We start from the raw sequence: 18,547 nt of genomic DNA, 5'->3' as shown, positions 1-18,547 counted from the left end.
TTGCTTGCATGCAGGTGCCTCGATATGGATTTTTCAATATCGGGGCTTTCTTCTTTTGAAGCGCGTATTATTGAACAAAGCATAGGAAGAATCAACTAAACAGAAATGGAGCCTATTACATGCTAGCGAACACACAAGAGTTTTATATCAACGGATTAAATTATACGATCAGATCCGCAATCGAAAATTACGCAAAACAATTGTCCGAAGTAAGATTGCAGATTGACGGAGAAACCGAAAATATGGACCGAGAAAGAGGGGAGGCGTTCATCGATCCGGCAGGCTTCGAGCAGATCATTAAAATCGATACAGAGCAACCAAGAAACTTATTTTTAGTTGCCGCCGTTCAGGACCGGATCGTCGGATTTTCAAGATGCGAAGGAGCTTATTTGAAGCGATTCTCTCATAAAGTCGAATTTGGAGTATGCGTATTAAAGGAGTTTTGGGGAAATGGCATCGGGAAAAATCTTTTAAAAGAATCGATTGCTTGGGCTGACGCGAATGGCATTAAAAAAATGACCTTGAATGTCCTGGAAACCAACGACAAAGCGATTGAACTGTATAAAAGGCTTGGGTTTGAAGTTGAAGGCCTATTGAAAAACGACAAAATTCTTTCCGACGGCAACTATTACAACACCATCGTGATGGGAAGATGTAACGAGTAATCGGGCTTCATCCCGCTGCTCGCTATGATTTGACAATCATACTCTTTACGAATAAGGTTGTATCATATATATTAATAGTACGCATTAATGAGGGGTTATTTCTCATATGTGATATAACATTAAAAACGTCGATCCACTTGCAGGGGATATCAGGGAGGAGAATTTGTCATGGGAGTTCAAACAAGCGGGAGCTATACGATTATTTTGCGGATGGAGACGGAACCGAATGTGCCGTTCATTCATATCGCGAATGCGATTCACGAAACCGGGGGCGAGATTGTCGCCGTCGATAACGTGAACCGGAGTAAAAATACGACGATCCGCGACATTACGGTGAATGTGTCCAATGCGGAAAACGAAGCTTCCTTGATTAAAAATGTGACCAAAGTGCCGGGAATTAAAATCATTAACTTTTCCGACCGCACCTTCTTGATGCACCTGGGCGGCAAGCTTGAGGTCCATTCGAAAGTGCCGATCAAAAATCGGGACGATCTCTCCCATGTGTACACTCCTGGTGTAGCCCGCGTCTGTATGGCGCTGCACGAAGACCCTGCCAAGGCATATTCGCTGACGATCAAAAGAAATACGGTCGCGGTCGTCAGCGACGGGACGGCCGTCCTCGGGCTCGGAGATATCGGGCCGATCGCGGCGATGCCGGTGATGGAAGGAAAAGCGATGCTGTTCAAGGAAATGGCGGGCATCGACTCGTTTCCGATTTGTTTGGATACGAAGGATACGGAAGAAATTATCCGGATCGTGAAAGCCATTGCGCCGGCATTCGGCGGAATCAATCTGGAGGATATTTCCTCTCCGCGCTGCTTTGAAATCGAGGAGCGGTTGAAGCAGGAGCTGGATATCCCGGTATTTCATGACGATCAGCATGGAACGGCCGTCGTTATGCTGGCGGGACTGATTAACGCCCTGAAATTGGTCGGCAAAAAACTGACGGACATTAAAGTCGTCTTCAGCGGGGTCGGCGCCGCCGGAGTAGCATGCACCAAGATGCTGATGGCAGCCGGAGTGACGCATATCATCGGCGCTTCGCGGTCCGTCGGGATTATTCGCCGGGGTGAAGCGTACAGCAATCCCATGTTTCAATGGTATGCCGAGCATACGAACCCGGATAACATTGCGGGCACTTTAACGGACGCAATGCAGGATGCGGATGTATTTATCGGCCTGTCCGGTCCGGGCGTGATCGGCGTCGAGGATTTGAAAAAAATGGCCAATGACCCGATCGTCTTTGCCATGGCCAATCCGACGCCGGAGATTCTGCCGGAAATTGCGGAGCCGTACGTTCGCGTCATGGCAACCGGAAGGTCGGATTACCCGAACCAGTTAAACAACGTGCTGTGCTTCCCCGGCATTTTCAGAGGGGCGCTGGATTGCCAGGCGACGACGATTAACGAGGAAATGAAGCTCGCCGCCGCTTACGCGATCGCCTCGACCGTGGAGGACGACGAATTGAACGAGCAGTATATCATTCCGAGCGTCTTTAACAGCCGGGTCGTAGAAGCGGTTAGAAAAAAAGTAACCCAAGCCGCAGTGGAAACCGGCGTGGCACGCAAAATTCCGCACGAGTTTGCTTAACGAATTACCATTGTAAGATCGGTTCTTTCTTCGAAAAGCGCGACGATCTGCGCAACCCTCACGCACCGCGGCAATTGCCATCGGTCACCGGGTTGGCTGATCGTCGCGTTTTTTAACAATTTATCGACAAAACTTGACCTTTGATATGTCATATTTTGCATGATACAATATGTTTCAAAGGCAATTTCTTAAAACTGAGGTTTTGACGGATTCCGTCATTCTGGAGAAAGGGTTGATGTTGTGCGCAATAAGCTAAAATCGGGCTTGATTGTCTTTGTCGCCATAACGCTGTGGCTTGCAGGATTCGCCTCCCCATTGCCGGAAATATCGGCTGCAGAAGCGAATTCGGGAGCCAGCTGTGCTCCCATTGTTACTTATGGCGGACGGGAATGGAAACCAACCTCCATCGATAAACGATGGTCGTTTGAAAGCAGCGGAAATCCATGGAACGGAATTAACGCGACATGGGAGAGCAATCCGCACAATGCGGCCAATCCCGCGCTTGCCGTCACCATAGGAGATGCAAGCACCGCTTACAAGAGCGCGGTCGGCTCGCTTGGATTTACCTCTTCAGAGCTGGCGGAGTTTATGAATAAGCCCGATCGGCTCGTACGGGTGCAATTCAGACGTTGGCAGCCGGAGGGATGGGGCGGCGGGCAAGGCACCCGAATCTATTGGTCGACGAATTCGACGGCAGGGGTCCAGTGGACGGACGGCAGCGCAGATACGGTATCCAATACGCAAAAAAACGGAGACCTCGAGACGTTTTATTACTACGGGACGGACAGCCGGTTTCAACCGAAGAACGGAGGGACCATCAACGATATCCGCTTCGAGATACAGGTGTTAAACTTCGCTGGAAAACAGCCGTCCGGAACCAAGGTGTTTTTTGACGACATTTCCATTACCGTATTGGAGCCGTCGGATGGGTCGGATTCTACGCTGTGGAGAATCGGCAAAAACGACGGGAGCTCGGCTGAATTTTCGAATTATAAAGCACAACCGGCTCCTTTTTCGATTCCTTCCGATTGGAAAGCCAAAACAGATTGGACAAGCGTATCCAAAGGCTTGAACGCAAGCGTAAACCCGACACTATCGCTTTCGTTTACATTAAATGAAGTGCCATGCGAAGGAGCGGAGCTTCATTTCCGCATTCTGGACGCCTACAGGTCCATCCCGCAGATGGCGGTCTTCTCCAACCAGATCATGGCAGGACTCATCCAAATCGCCGGCATAAACGGCAGCGGGGCTGTAGATTCGGCCGGAAAGCCGTTGGCGTACAAGAATACTTACCGTTTGTTTATCCCGCCGTCGCTTTTGCAAAAGGGAACAAATACCATAAAGCTGGAAGCGTATGGTGGCCATTTGGCCGATTCGACCGGCGACCCTTACCTTTGGTGGGTTTGGGATTACTTGCAGCTTGACGCCTTGCAGCGGCCGGCAGTGGAGCCTGTTCATGGCAGATACGTCCATCTCGGGACGAATATGCTGAATAATTTTGCATACGACGAAGACGTGATCCGACAGTATCCCCAACTTACCAAGTGGATGGGGATCGCGTACAGCGGCAACTGGATGAGAGTAGGCTTCTGGTCCGATACCCAATCCAAGTGGCGACCCCATGCCAGGTCCGTATTGGAGACGATGAAGCAGCTGAATTTGACACCGTTGGTCGATATTTTCGGAAGCAACATTACGGTAAAAGATCCGGATATCGCCGCCGGTAACGTCCCACCCTGGGTGAAGCAATACTATGAAAAGTTTATTACGGATTTCGGAGATTTGTTTCAGTATGTCGAAGTTGACAACGAACCCGGAGGATACAATCATAGCTTGGCCGGTACGGTCGCCTTGGCCAAGTTTTTGAAAGAACATCGGGACTCCCCGGGGGGGAAGATGAATCTGAAAATTGTCGCGCCCGGCTGGTCCTATAACGAGAAAAAAGGGATTCCGGAAGGCTGGGAAAGAGATCCGAAATCCCGCAGACAAGTCGAAGATTACGCGGATTTGACCAACGGCCACAGCTACGGAACGACCGGAGTCGGTGCTCTGGGCAAAAGAGGAGGAGCGCTGATTGAGAATTTGCTGACCTATGATGATTACACCGGGGACGGGCTGCGGAAAGAGATGGTCATGAGCGAAACGGGCGCGAACGACACGCATTTTGACGGCGATCCGCGATTCGGCACGCACAGCGGCGGGAATAAATATAAGGCCATCTTTGACCGGGAGCTCCGCAGCAATATCGGGTATGCGGATCATATTATGCAGCATGCCGCGTTTTATACCGACTCGAGCCGCGTTTCCTACAGTCTGTTCAAGCCCACTGTCGACTGGAATATATTGCAGCCCGAACAGGTGGTTGCCTGGCAGAACGTCAACGAAGCGAACGATTACCGTCTTGCGACATTCCGGAGGCTTGCTCTCGCTTACGCCACACATGGACGGCCTCTGGCATACGACTATGTAAACCGGACGGGCGCTGCTGACAAAAAGGTATACTTTCGAGCGGTCGATACTTCAGCTTTACCTGCATCCGTCGTGGGAGCGAAAGCGGATAAAGTTTTGCTGAATTTTGTGAATTTCGATAAAATCCCCCAGACGATGCAGGTGCGTGTGACGATGCCGCAATCGGGAACTTATGTCGGAGAGCGGTTTGGACCGGGAACCTCTTATGCATCGGCATATTCGAAGGTAACTCTTCAGGCGAATCCGGCCGTGCTCCTAACCGAAACGCTGCAACCGGGCGAGGCGGTTCAGTATATTCTGAACGAATCCGCGCCCAACAACACCGTAACGGTGACGACGCCACCCGCAGCGGTTCCTTGAGGAAACAGACGTCATTTATCCGAAGAGCCGAGAGGAGAGCTTATGATCTATGAAGAAGACTGTGGTTGTTCTGATCGTTTGCTTAGTATTGTTGTATAGCTTTCCGATTCCGCAGGCCAAAGCAATGGACGCGGACTATTTCGGAGTGAACGAGCATCCGCACCGCTATGCGGATTATCCGGCTTTAATCGACCAAATGGCCGCTTCGCAGGTCAAATGGATTCGCATTTCGCCCGAGTGGGGAGCCCTCGAACCGGCCAAAGGGAAGTACGATCCCAACGTATTGGCCAAAATGGACGATATCGTCAAGCGGTTGACGGACAAAGGCATCAACATCGTTTGGATATTGGCGTATACTGCGCCCTGGGCTTCCTCCAAGCCGGGCGATCCGGAGAGCACGCGCTATAAGCCGGCGAACTGGGCAGACTGGGAAAGCTATGTAAAATTTATTACGGCCAGATATAAAGGCGTCATTCATCATTGGGAAGTATGGAACGAACCCGATTATTCGATATTTTGGAAAAGCGGTACAAGTGATTATTTGACTTTGCTCCAAAAGGCATATAACCAGATCAAAGCGACTGACCCAACCAACCAAGTGTTGATAGGGGGGCTCGCATTGGCGTACGGGCGGGACGCCAACTACGGAGTTGGCGCCTGGTTCGATCAATTGATGGATCTCGGGGCGGGAAGCTATTTCGACGTTATCAATTATCATGCCTACGGACCGTCGCAAGAGCTTGTGAAGAAATATAACGGCATGATGGAAATCGTGCGTAAGCACAGCTCCAGCCTGAGCGGCAAACCGGTCTGGATTACGGAAACCGGCTTAACCTCCGAGGGGACGAAGCTTTACGAGCAAGCGAATTATGTGGATCAAGTCTATGTGATGAATAAAAGATGGCCGAATATCGCCAAAGTCTTTTGGTACAATTACCGGAATGCGAATGTGGGTGACGTCACGGAAGACAACTACGGGCTTGTCAAGCAAGACTTAACTCCGCTGAAGGCATTTTATCATTATCAAGCTTTAAATGGAGCGGAAACTTTCTTCGGAACTGAAATGAACCAAGCGCTCACTTTGTCTTTGAATACCTCCCCGGGGGATAGCGGAGTAAAAAATTATGGTTCGCATATCGAGATTGACTCAGGCAGATACGCTTATTTTCGATTGAACGATCTATGGCTGCGCAATGCTAACGAAGGTCTCGATCCGACCGTTCAAGTGGAGGTCACCTATCGGGATAGCGGAAGCGGGTCTTGGTTCCTCCAGTATGACGGCCAAAAGGGGCCTTACACCCAGACCGCTCAGGTCGTCTTGGGAAATACGGGAGAGTGGAAGACGCAAAGCTTTACGCTGAACGACGCGAAATTCGACAATCGGCAAAACGTGTCCTCCGATTTTCGCATATGGTCGAGAAGCGGAGTCATTCACATCGGTAAAATCAAGGTGAAAAAACAAAGCAACAGAGCGAAGGTCATTCTGAAAAAAGACAACCTGTACACGCTGATGGAACAAATTCAGTCCGACGATCCGAAACAAGAAACTTATTCCGAGGTTGAAACCGTCGGAGGCCTGGAAGCCAGAAAAGTAATAGCGGACAATAAATATTTGTATTTTCAAGTATCCGACGGATTCGTTCGCGAAGGCGACACGCAATTAACGATTAAAGTGTCTTATTTCGATGCCGGAAAGGATAAGATCCTCCTTCAGTACAATGCTGTCGACCATGCTTACAAAGGGCTGGAGATTCAAAAAGAGGGGACTGGTACGTGGAAGGAAGCGGTTTTTAAAGTAACGGATGCGAAATTTACACATCGACAAAACTATTATGGCGATTTAAGAATAGGCAACGCCTACGATAATAGCGTGGAGCACATCCGCTCCGTCGAAATTATTAAGTAAAACCATGACTATGTAGGACAGCTCGTTTGGTAAATGACCAACTGGCTGTCCTTTTTTTTGGAGAATCCCCATTGACAGAGACGCCAAATTCCCCTAACCTGAATTTATTTAGCCGACAAACTAAATGGAGGACTCCCCGATGTCGCACGACGATTCGTTGACCCGCCTGATGCGGTATGTACTCAAGCTTCACCGGCACAGCGTCGATCTGATGATTCAGAAATACGACGTCTTTCCCGGACAGCCTCCTCTGCTCATGAGGTTGTCGGAACGGGACGGGCAGAGCCAGAAGGAGCTGGCGGACAGCATGCTCATCAAGCCGCCTACGTTAACCGTAATGATCAACCGTATGGAGAAGACGGGGCTCGTCGAGCGGAAGCCGGACCCGGACGATCAGCGCGTGTCCCGCGTCTACTTGACCGGGAAAGGACGGCAAGCCGCCGCCGGCGTTCAGGAAGCGCTGCAGGTACTGGAGGCGAAATGCTTCGAGCATTTCAGCCCGGAGGAAAAAATGCTGTTCCGCCGGCTGCTGTGGCAGGTCCGCGACGACTTGGAGACGTTTCAACGAAATTTCAAGGATGAATCGTTAGCCGGCAAACAAGCGGAGGACAACTCAATCGGAGGAAATTAAAACGTGTGGAAGCTTAGAAGCTACTTGAAGCCTTATACATGGGCAGCGCTGCTGGCGCCCCTGTTTATGGTGCTGGAGGTATGCATGGATCTGCTGCAGCCGAGGCTGATGGCGAGCGTCATCAACGAAGGCGTCGTGCGCAGCGATCTGGCGCACATTTGGCATACGGGCCTGCTGATGATCGGCGCTGCGCTCGTCGGACTGCTCGGCGGCATGGGCTGCACGATATTTTCCAGCCGGGCGGCGCTTGGCTTTGGGGCGGATCTGCGTCTCAGCCTGTTTCAAAAAGTACAGACCTTTTCGTTCGACAACTTGGACCGGCTAACGACGGGATCGCTTGTAACCCGGCTGACGGGGGATGTCATGCAGGTGCAGAACCAGATTCAGATCCTGCTGCGCGCCATGGTTCGCAGCGCGTCGCTGGCGGTCGGCAGCATCGCGATGATGATCGCGCTCAGTCCGCGGCTCTCGCTGATGCAGCTTGCGGTGGTGCCGCTCCTGATTATCATTTTGTACACGCTGATCCGGCTGTCGGTTCCGCTGTTCGGCCGGGTGCAGGAAAAGCTGGACGGGCTGAACACGGTGCTTCAGGAGAACCTCAAGGGCATCCGCGTGGTGAAAGCGTTCGTCCGCTCCGCCGTCGAGCGTGAGCGCTACGGGAAGGCGAACCGGGAGCACCTGGAAGTCGCCCTGAAAGCCGCGCGGACCGTTGCCGCCAATATGCCGCTGATGATGCTGGTGCTGAACGCAGGCATCGTGGCCGTACTCTGGTACGGAGGCGCGCAGACGTGGGAAGGCGCGATGCCGGTGGGCGACCTGATCGCGTACCTCAGCTATATGTCGCAGCTTCTCTTTTCCTTACTGTCCGTCGGTATGCTGCTAATTTCGTTCTCCCGGGCCAAAGCGTCTGCGGACCGCATCTGCGAAGTGCTGGAGACGCAGCCGGGCATCGCGGAAGCTAAGCAGGCCAACGCCGGCGCCATCCGGGCGGGGCACGTGAGGTTCGATCGGGTATCGTTCTCGTACGATCCGGGGAAGACCGACTTCGCGCTGAAGGACGTCAGCTTCGCTGTCGAGCCGGGGCAGACGGTCGGCATTCTAGGTGCGACCGGCTCGGGCAAATCGTCCTTGGTCGGCCTGGTCCCAAGGCTGTTCGATGCGACGGAGGGCCGGGTATTGATCGACGGAACCGATGTAAGAGACATCGATTCCAAGCATTTGCGCAGTCAAGTCGGCATCGTGCTGCAGCAGGCAATCTTGTTCAGCGGCACAATTCGCGACAACATCCGCTACGGGCGGCCGGACGCTTCGCAGGAGGAAGTCGAGGCGGCGGCCCGGGCGGCGCAGGCTCATGAGTTTATCGCACGTATGCCGGACGGCTACGATACGGAGCTGGGCCAGCGGGGCGTCAATCTGTCGGGCGGCCAAAAGCAGCGTTTATCCATTGCACGGGCGCTGCTGCTCCGGCCTAAAATTCTTATTCTCGACGACAGTACGAGCGCCGTCGATTTGGTGACGGAAGCCCGTATCCGCGAGTCTTTGGAAGCTTTGATGAGCGAAACGACTTGCATCGTCATCGCCCAGCGTATTGCATCGGTGACAGAGGCGGATCTGATCCTTGTGCTGGAGGACGGCACGATTGCCGCCTGGGGCACGCACCAGGAACTGCTGCGGAGCAGCGCGATTTACCGCGATATTTACCGCTCCCAGCACGGAAAGGAGGCGAGCGTCCGTGACACCGCAAGCTCAACCCTCAGCCCGTCCTGAGGGGAAAAAACCAGCGGACCTTCCGGCGGGCGCGTTCGGATTCGGACGCCGGGGCGAGCCGGTGCCCAAGGTCAGGGCCAAGAACACCCGGGCTACCATTCGGCGGCTGTGGGGGTATCTGAAGCGGCAGCGGGCCGCGTTGGCCGGCGTCATCGCGCTTGTGCTGCTCGGGCTCGCGCTATCGCTCGCAGGACCATATCTGATCGGGACGGCAATCGACCGCTATATTGCGCTTCGCGATCCGAACGGCCTGATGCGGCTGTGCGCTCTTCTGCTGGCCGTCTATATTGGCGGCAGCGCCGTTTCGTGGCTGCAGACGTACGTTATGTCCGGCATCGCCGGACGGACGGTGTGGGAGCTGCGGCGCGACCTGTTTGCCCATATGCAGGAGCTCCCGGTGCGCTTTTTCGACAAAACGCCCCACGGAGAGCTGATGAGCCGCACGACGAACGACATCGACAACGTCTCGAACACGCTGAACCAAAGCTTGCTGCAGCTCATCACGAGCGTCGTTACGCTGCTCGGCTCGCTGACGATGATGCTGCTGCTGAACGGCTGGCTGACGCTCGTCGCGCTTGTGATCATTCCGCTCGTGACCGGGGTCGCCCGGCAAATCGGCAAGCGAACCAAAAGCCAATTCAAGGAACAACAGCGCCATCTCGGCGCGCTGAACGGCTTCATCGAAGAGACGATATCCGGACAGAAGGTCGTCAAAATCTACAACCGCGAGGAGCTGGCGGCGCAGCAGTTTCAAGAGATTAACGCCAAGCTGCGGCAGGCGGGGACGCGGGCGCAAATTTTTTCCGGCATGATGGGCCCGTTTATGAACCTATTGAACCATACGAGCTTCATTTTGCTGGCGGTGGCCGGAGGCTGGATGGCGTACAACGGCTGGACGACGATCGGAGTCATCGTCAGCTTTCTCAATTACTCTAAGCAGTTTAGCGGCCCGGTCAACGAGCTGGCGAACCAGTACAATATGATTCAATCCGGCGTGGCCGGGGCGGAACGGGTGTTTGAGGTTCTGGATACCGAGACGGAGTTCGGCACCATAGGCGGCCGAAAGCCGCAAGAAGCCGTCCGCGGGGAAGTCGAGTTTGATCATGTGACGTTCGGTTACGGCGATACGCCGGTTCTGCGGGACGTATCGTTCGCCACTCAACCGGGGCAAGTGGTTGCCTTGGTCGGTCCGACCGGCTCGGGCAAAACGACGATCATGAACCTGCTCACCCGCTTCTACGATATTTCCGAAGGGACGATCCGGATCGGCGGGAAAGATATCCGGGAGTGGGACAAAAACAGCCTCAGAAGCCGTCTCGGCATGGTGCTGCAGGACGCGCACCTGTTCTCCGGCACGATTCGCGACAACATCCGGTACGGGCGGCTGGATGCGACGGAGGAGGAGATTCGGTCGGCAGCCAAGCTGGCGAACGCGGACGGCTTCATCCGCAAGCTGCCTCAAGGGTACGATACGCCGCTCTCGGCGGAAGGCGGCAATCTGAGCCACGGGCAGCGGCAGCTGCTGACAATTGCCAGGGCGATTCTTTCCGATCCGTCCATTCTGATATTGGACGAAGCGACCAGCAGCGTCGATACGCGCACGGAAATGCATATTCAGGAAGCGATGAAGGCGCTCATGCAAGGGCGGACCAGCTTCGTCATCGCCCACCGGCTCAGCACAATTCAGGAAGCCGACCTGATTCTCGTCGTGCGCGGAGGCGAGATCGTCGAGCGGGGGACGCACGAGCAGCTTTTGGCACTGCGGGGGCTGTATGCCGAGATGCATGCCAATCCGTCGGCCGACGCCGGATAAGCGAACAGATCGCAAGTTGAAACGGAGTCTCAATCTTCGGAATTTTAGAAGATTGGGGCTTTTTTTTGCAAATGTTGACAAAATGTTTACTACTAAAAATTTTCATTGAAAAACATCGACTTCTATGATAATTTATCCGTGAGAATAATTATCATTATCATGGAAATAGTTCCATAATGATTGGATAAAAGGGAGATTGAATTTATGTCTAAGACGTTCACGGCTGTTTCCTCTATCGTGCTTTGCTCCGCACTGCTGCTTGCCGGATGCGGCGGGAATACCAAGAAAGAAGCCCAGCCGGCCTCTGCGCCGTCTGCAAGCGATGCGGGTGCGAAACCGGCAGCGGCGGCGGTAGATTTTAAAAACGCGACGGAGCAGTACCGGAAGTTTGTCATTGAGCAGTGCGATGCGTTCGTCAAAGCAACCGGCGAATTCACGGCCGCCGTCAAATCCGGCGATTTGAAAAAGAGCCAGGAGCTGTACGCTCCGACGCGGATGTTTTATGAACGGATCGAGCCGATTGCCGAGGCGCTCGGCGACCTGGATCCGAACATCGATGCGAGGGAAGGCGATGTGGACGAGAAGGAATGGCGGGGCTTCCACCGGCTCGAGAAGGCGCTCTGGGTCGAGCAATCGACCAAGGGCCAGGAAGAAACGGCCGACCGTTTGCTGAGTGACAGCAAGCTGCTGCGGGCGAAAGTCGAGACCGTGGAAATCGAGGCCAATATGCTGGTCACCGGCGCCGTGGAGCTGCTGAACGAAGTGTCGGCTACGAAGGTGACGGGGGAAGAGGAGCGTTATTCCCATACGGACCTGTACGATTTCGCCGCAAACGTCGAAGGAGCGAACAAAATTTTCGAGCTCTTGAAGCCGGAGCTGGAAAAAAAGGACGCGAATCTGGCGAAAACGATCGAAACGCGCTTCGCGGAATTGAACCAAGCGCTTGCGCCTTTCAAGAAGGGCAGCGGCTATGTGACGTACACGGAACTGACGCAAGAGCAGACCAAGAAGCTAAGCCAAGCCATCGACGCACTGGCGGAGCCGCTGTCGGGCATGGGCAAGCTGTTGGGGGCGTAATTCATGGATGAGGCGAATAAACAAGTGACGGAAAAAGGCCAGGAAGACAAAAAGCCGCACGACGGACAGGACCCTTCGTCCATCAGCCGCCGCGACCTGCTCAAGCTGGCCGGAGCCGGAGGAGTCGGACTGCTGCTCGGCTCGGTTGGCGTCGGCAGCGTATGGGCGGGAAAAGCCAAGCTGGCGGCGCCCGCTGCTTCTACGGAGGCAAACCCGGGTCCTAAGCAGGTTATCCCGTTCTACGATGCGCACCAGGCGGGCATTGTGACGCCGTCGCAGGATTTTATTTGCTTTGCCGCCTTCGATCTGACGACCGTGAAGCTGTCCGAAGTCAAGGACCTGTTCCGCCGTTGGACGGATGCCGCAGCGAAAATGACGGCGGGGCAGCCGGTCGGCGGCGAGGAGGACCAGCAAAGTATGCCGCCCGCGGATACGGGCGAAGCGGTGGGTCTGCATCCGTGCCGGACGACGATTACGTTCGGCGTCGGCCCCTCCATGTTCGATGCGCGATTCGGGTTGGGGGCCAAGCGGCCGGAGGCTTTGGCGGATTTGCCCCGCTTTGGTGGAGACAGCCTGCGGCCCGAATGGTGCGGCGGGGATATCAGCGTGCAGGTGTGCGCAGACGATTTGCAGGTCGCTTTCCATGCGCTGCGCAACCTGACGCGTCTTGCCCGCGGTGTCGCCGTGCTGCGCTGGACTCAGGAAGGCTTTCAGCGGACGGGCGGGTCCGGTCCGGCCGGCGAAACGCCCCGCAACTTGCTGGGCTTCAAGGACGGAACGGGCAACCCGGATATTCATGACAAGCAAGCGATGAACGATATCGTCTGGGTGCAGCCTTCGGAGCAGCCGGCATGGATGAGCGGCGGCAGCTACATGGTCGTCCGGCGAATCCGGATGCGTATCGAGGTGTGGGACCGTTCCACGCTCAGCGATCAGGAGGCGACGTTCGGGAGATACCGGAGCAGCGGAGCGCCTCTGGGCGCGAAGAACGAGTTCGACCCGCTGCCGCTGGACGCTAAGGACGCGGCCGGTCAGCCGCTCGTCCCGCTCACCGCGCATGCCCGTCTGGCGCATGGCGAGCAGCCGGCGGAAAAAATCTTGCGCCGTTCGTATTCCTATTCCAGCGGCATCGACCGTCAAACGGGGCAGTTGGACGCCGGGCTGTTGTTCGTCTGCTACCAACGGGACCCGAGAACCCAGTTTGTCCCGATCCAGCAGCGTCTCGCGAAGCGCGACAAGCTGAACGAATATATCGTGCATGTCGGCAGCGCGCTGTTTGCCTGTTTTCCGGGTGCGCGGCAAGGCGGCTACATCGGGGAGGGACTGTTCGAGTGATCCGGGGGATGAAGGTGGAAAAAGCATACGGGATATGCTCTCACGGGAGACAAAGCTTCTTCGTCCTTCTGCTGGCTGCCGTCGTGCTTCTGTTCGGCTGGAGCGGCCGCACGCTCGCCGAAGCGGCGGCACCCGACTCGCTGATGCCGCTCGTCGGCGGAGCGCTGGTTCATGCGGGCGAGCACAAGTGGCAGGAAACGGCCGCGGAGCTGGAGAAGTTCGAGGCGGAATGGCGCAAGCAGAACGCGCCATCCAGCGAAGCGGCGGATAGCGTCGCGTCGGCTCTGGCCGAAGCGAAGAAGGCGGTGACCGACGCCGCTTCCAAGCCTGACGAGGCGTACCAGGCCGTGTCCAAGCTGACCAAGGCGGTCGGCGGTTTCGTCGGGGCCGGAGCGAAAAAGGAGTCGAAAGCGGACGGGAAACAAGCGGCAGGCGCGCTGCTTCCCATCCTGCGGCAGACGCAGACGGATATACAAAAAAGCGACTGGGATAAAGCACGGAGCCACTATAAGCAGTTCGACAGCCAGTGGTCCAAGAACGAAGCGGCCATCCGGTCGGACCCGTCCGGCGTGTACGGCGAGATCGAGACGAAGCTAAGCCTGATCCGGATCGCGCTGCAAGCGGAGCCGCCGAAGGCGGAAGCGGCCGACAAGGGCATACGCGAATTGATCCAACTGATCGACGATTACGCCAGCGGCAAGCTCCGGGAGGACGCCGCCGCTTCCGACAAGCAATCGGTAGCCGATGCGCTGGCGATTCTGCAAAAAGCCGCGGACGCCATCGGCGCGGGCCGCAACGAGGAAGCGGCCGATCAGCTTCAAGCCTTTATCCGGATCTGGCCTTCCGTGGAAGGAGAAGTTCGCACAAGAGCTCCGGACACGTATGACCGGATCGAACGGGAGATGACGGAGGCGGCCAGCCGGCTGCTGTCCAATCCGCCGCAGCCGGAGGAAGCGGGCCGCATCGTCTCGGGGATGCAGACGGAGCTTCAGCCGTTCACGGCGCAAACGAGCTATTCGGCTTGGGATGCCGCGATTATCCTGCTGCGGGAAGGACTTGAAGCGCTGCTCGTTTTGGCCGCGCTGCTCGCCTTTTTGCGCCGGACCGGCAACGCCTCCAAGCAAGGATGGGTATGGAGCGGCGGAGCGGCAGGGCTGCTTGCCAGCGGCGTCTTGGCCGTCGTGCTTACTTTCACAATTGCCAATGTGGCCTCCGGAAGCACTCGCGAGCTGCTGGAGGGCGTCATGGGCCTTGTATCCGTGTTTCTGATGCTAACCGTGGGCGCATGGCTTCACCGCAAATCCCATATTGATACGTGGAATCGGTATATTAATAATCAGGTCGGCATGGCTCTGGCCAGCGGCAACCTGTGGTCGCTCTTTCTGGTTGCGGCGCTTTCGATTTTGCGGGAGGGCGCGGAGACGGCTATCTTCTATATCGGTATGGCCCCTTCTATCGATCCCGCGCAGCTTGCGCTGGGCATCGGCTCGGCCGCCGTGCTGCTGTTCCTGCTCGGCTTCGTCATCGTCCGGGGAAGCGTTCTGCTGCCGATCCGCCCGTTTTTTCTGGGAGCCACGGTTTTGATCTATTATCTGGTCTTCAAATTTTTGGGCCAGAGCATTCACGCCCTGCAAATCGCCGGACAGGTTCCTGCGCACGTGCCTGGCTATCTTCCCTCCTGGAATTGGCTCGGCGTCTACCCGACTTGGGAGACGTTCGTTCCGCAGCTGCTCGTGCTGCTCTTTATCGTGTTCCAATGGGCCCGGCAAGAGCGGAAAATGCGGGGAAGCGCCCGCGAATCGGGACCGCGTACGGTGTAACCTGCTGACGGCGGCGGGATTCGTTCAAAAAAATAACGAACTTTTGTCCCGCATCCGGTTGGAAAAAAGCAGGAGTTTGGACGCAGAACGTCGAATTCGTCATTTGAAACGGGGGCACGTCACTACAGGGCAACGATCAGCTTCGCCCCTGCCGGAGGAGGATGGCAATGAAATATGCGATTTGCCAAACAGTCAAAATTGTGGACATGAACGAAGAAATTATGGCTGAAGTACTTTTCGACCACGGAGAACATGAGGCGCCGGCCTTATCGATCGGCTGCTCTGTCGTTTCCTACCAGCTCGGCTTAAAAGAGTTCGAAGTGGTGTACGACAAGCGCGAAGGCAAGCAGGAGCGGTTCAAGGTCATCGACATCGAGTTTGACTTGCTCAAGAAGCCTGCGATCACCCGCGTCTTTCTGGAGCCTGTTACGCTGATCGTCGGCCAGCACGATATCGGCCAACTGTAATGCCAACGCATCCATTATCCGCATAACGTGAGAAGTCCTGCTGACAAAGCCGAATTCGGCGAGAAGGCAGGACTTATTTTGTTCATTTGGCAGTGGGGAAAAAATACTATATCATGGAAAGGGAGGTGAAGTTGATGAACAGAACGTTTGTGGCTCTTGGCGGCATTTGCGCATTTCTGTCGGTGGCGTTTGGAGCATTCGGCGCACATGCGCTGAAAGCAAAGCTCACAGCGGATATGCTGGCGAATTTCCAGACCGGTGTCCAGTACCAGATGATGCATTCGCTCGGGCTGATCGCCATTGGACTTGCTGCCTCCCTGCTTCCGGCCAACGGACATTTACGCCGGGCCGGCTGGTCGATGTTTGTCGGGATCGTCGTTTTTTCGGGCAGCCTGTATGTTCTAAGTATAACGGGGATAAAGCAGTTGGGCGCGATTACGCCTATCGGCGGGGTGGCCTTTTTGTTCGGGTGGCTATCCTTGGTCCTGGCCCTTCGGGCAAAATAAGTCCTAAGCCTCTTTCTCCAGATTCGGCAGGTCTTCATGCCGAATTTTTTTATGCCTACCTTTCTGGAATAACTCGCTTTTTTTGTCGATTTAGCAGGAAAAAGACAGTTGTGCGTAGAATTTCTACGGACAAGATAGGGAAATGGAATACTCTGACAAACGTACCTTTCCGGGAAAGGAGGCCCGCATGTCTAGGACCGACGAATCAGCAAATGGAACACAACCGCACGATGAAAAAAGAACAATGCTGTTCGCATGCGGAGGAACGGCGGTCGGATTCCTCGTCTGCTGGTGGGTCGGAGGGGCTATCCTATGGGGATTCGGCATCGCTGTCTTCCTGTTGGTGGCTTATTCGTGGGATCGAATTATTCGGCTGTCCCGGGCCGTGTCCGAATCGGACGCCCGAAGCCGTACGGCGGAGGAACGGCTTCGCAGGGCGGACAGCCGATTGAACGCGTTATTCCATCACCATCCGGGCGCCGTAGGGCTGATCGATCCGGGGGGATATTTTCTGCAATGGAATTCGACAGCGGAACATATGTTCGGATACCGGGAGGAAGAGCTGAGAGGGAAGCACCTGCGAACCCTGTTTCCGGAAGAGTTGTCCGGCAGGACCGGCAGCTTTTTCGCCGAAGCGCTGCATGGCTCGCCGCTTTCGTTCAAAACGTCGCTTTTGCATAAGGACGGATACCGCGTCGATCTCGATACGACAGTCGTCCCGGTGAAGGAGCAGGGGATCACGACAGGGGTTCTGATCGTCTGCCAGGACATTACGTCTGCTACGCGAACGGAAGAGCAAATCCGGCATCTCGCCTACTATGACGATATGACGGGGCTCCCGAACCGCAGACTGTTCGTGCAGCATTTGAACGCCGCGATGGCGGCCGCGTCCTGGCACGAACGAACGCTGGCCGTCCTCTTCGTCGATATCGACCGTTTCAAAATCGTCAACGATTGCTTCGGGCACGATTACGGAGATATGCTGCTGCTGCAGGTAGCGGAACGGTTTTCCCGCTGCGTCGGCCCGGACGATTATCTCGCGCGTACGGAAGGAGACGAGTTTGCGTTTTTCTTCCAAGTGTCTGATCAAGAGGCGGAGCCGGTGGGAACGATCGCAAAGGCGATTTTCGACTTGCTGGAGGAGCCCTTCGTACTGGGGCAAAATTTAGTTCACCTGACGGCGAGCATCGGCATATCGCTGCTGTCGCAGGAGGACGAGTCTGCGGATTCGCTGATGAAATGCGCGGATATGGCATTGACCCGAGCCAAGGAAAAAGGCAAAAACAACTATCAACTGTTCAACAGCGAGATGAAATCCGTATCATTGAAACGCTTAACTTTGGAAAGCGAGCTTCGCCGGGCTTTGGCCAAGAACGAATTGCTGCTGCATTACCAGCCGCAGATCAATATTGCGACCGGCCGCATAGTCGGGTTCGAGGCGCTCGTCCGGTGGCAGCACCCGGAGCGCGGGCTGGTTGCCCCGGGGGAATTCATTCCGTTCGCGGAAGACAGCGGTCTGATCGTTCCCATCGGCGAATGGGCGTTGAAGGAAGCCTGCCGGCAGAACAAGCAGTGGCAGGACGCCGGACTGGAGGTTGTGCCGGTGTCGGTCAATTTGTCGATCCGGCAGTTCATGCAGCATCAGCTGTGTGCCAGAATCGGCAGGACGCTTCGGGAAACGGGGCTCGATCCCGGCTTGCTGGAGCTTGAAATTACGGAGAGCTGCACGATGGATGTCGATTATGCCAGCGATTTGCTGCATGAGCTCAAGAAGCTTGGGGTCAAAATCAGCATCGACGATTTCGGCACCGGCTACAGCTCGTTGTCCTACTTGAAAAAATTCCCGATCGACAAATTAAAAATCGATCGCTCCTTCGTACGCGACATTATGACCGATCCGAACGATGCGGCCATCGTCGCTTCGATCATCGCCATGACCCGGCATTTGAACATGGAAGCGATCGCGGAAGGCGTCGAAACCGAGGAGCAGCTCCGATTTTTGCATGACAACCAGTGCCACCTCATTCAAGGCTTTTATTTGAGCCCGCCCCTTGCCGTTCCCGACGCGGAGCATCTAATGAAGCTTTACTCGGCGCAGGCTGCGGCCGGCGAGGAGAGTCCCCCTATAAATTAAAAAAGGC

General features: G+C 55.4%; 13 protein-coding genes. All 13 read left to right on the top strand.

Features of this window, described 5'->3' with window-relative positions; genetic code table 11:
• The first annotated feature begins 119 nt into the window (after positions 1-119).
• On the top strand, positions 120-665 hold the full coding sequence (locus tag QMG93_RS21085) for a GNAT family N-acetyltransferase (RefSeq protein WP_281939884.1): 546 nt from the start codon (positions 120-122) through the stop codon (positions 663-665).
• Between the two features lie 210 nt (positions 666-875).
• On the top strand, positions 876-2,255 hold the full coding sequence (locus QMG93_RS21080; RefSeq protein ID WP_413789318.1) for an NAD-dependent malic enzyme: 1,380 nt from the start codon (positions 876-878) through the stop codon (positions 2,253-2,255).
• A 240-nt stretch (positions 2,256-2,495) separates the two neighbouring features.
• Complete coding sequence (locus QMG93_RS21075) at positions 2,496-5,084, top strand: polysaccharide lyase family protein (RefSeq protein WP_281939880.1); 2,589 nt, start codon at positions 2,496-2,498, stop codon at positions 5,082-5,084.
• 49 nt (positions 5,085-5,133) lie between these two features.
• Positions 5,134-6,990, top strand: coding sequence for a cellulase family glycosylhydrolase (locus QMG93_RS21070; protein ID WP_281939878.1), 1,857 nt, complete (start codon positions 5,134-5,136; stop codon positions 6,988-6,990).
• 139 nt (positions 6,991-7,129) lie between these two features.
• A complete protein-coding gene (locus QMG93_RS21065) occupies positions 7,130-7,621 on the top strand; it encodes a MarR family winged helix-turn-helix transcriptional regulator (protein ID WP_281939876.1) in 492 nt (163 codons plus the stop codon).
• A gap of 3 nt (positions 7,622-7,624) precedes the next feature.
• Positions 7,625-9,388: an ABC transporter ATP-binding protein gene (locus tag QMG93_RS21060; RefSeq protein ID WP_281939873.1), complete on the top strand. Its 1,764-nt coding sequence runs from the start codon at positions 7,625-7,627 to the stop codon at positions 9,386-9,388.
• Positions 9,354-11,201 (top strand): ABC transporter ATP-binding protein, encoded by a 1,848-nt coding sequence (locus tag QMG93_RS21055; RefSeq protein WP_413789315.1) that lies wholly within the window; start codon positions 9,354-9,356, stop codon positions 11,199-11,201. Before QMG93_RS21060 ends, QMG93_RS21055 begins: the two co-directional genes overlap by 35 nt.
• A 204-nt stretch (positions 11,202-11,405) precedes the next feature.
• Positions 11,406-12,278, top strand: a complete 873-nt coding sequence (efeO, locus tag QMG93_RS21050; protein WP_281939871.1) for an iron uptake system protein EfeO — start codon at positions 11,406-11,408, stop codon at positions 12,276-12,278.
• Between the two features lie 3 nt (positions 12,279-12,281).
• Entirely contained in the window at positions 12,282-13,613 is a 1,332-nt protein-coding gene (gene efeB / locus QMG93_RS21045; RefSeq protein ID WP_281939869.1) for an iron uptake transporter deferrochelatase/peroxidase subunit, read from the top strand.
• Complete coding sequence (locus tag QMG93_RS21040; RefSeq protein WP_281939867.1) at positions 13,610-15,433, top strand: FTR1 family iron permease; 1,824 nt, start codon at positions 13,610-13,612, stop codon at positions 15,431-15,433. Before efeB ends, QMG93_RS21040 begins: the two co-directional genes overlap by 4 nt.
• 167 nt (positions 15,434-15,600) lie before the next feature.
• Positions 15,601-15,900 (top strand): hypothetical protein, encoded by a 300-nt coding sequence (locus QMG93_RS21035; protein ID WP_010492289.1) that lies wholly within the window; start codon positions 15,601-15,603, stop codon positions 15,898-15,900.
• 134 nt (positions 15,901-16,034) lie between these two features.
• The gene (locus QMG93_RS21030; protein ID WP_063181755.1) at positions 16,035-16,406 is read left to right on the top strand and encodes a DUF423 domain-containing protein; all 372 of its coding nucleotides are present in this window, start codon (positions 16,035-16,037) and stop codon (positions 16,404-16,406) included.
• Positions 16,407-16,593: 187 nt separating this feature from the next.
• Positions 16,594-18,540, top strand: coding sequence for a putative bifunctional diguanylate cyclase/phosphodiesterase (locus QMG93_RS21025; RefSeq protein WP_281939863.1), 1,947 nt, complete (start codon positions 16,594-16,596; stop codon positions 18,538-18,540).
• The last annotated feature ends 7 nt before the right edge of the window (positions 18,541-18,547 follow it).

It is taken from the genome of Paenibacillus tyrphae (assembly GCF_027925525.1).
In the GTDB taxonomy this organism is placed as follows: Bacteria; Bacillota; Bacilli; order Paenibacillales; family NBRC-103111; genus Paenibacillus_G; species Paenibacillus_G tyrfis_B.
Note: the sequence above shows the minus strand (reverse complement) of the source record. Positions and strands in the feature narration are given on the sequence as shown.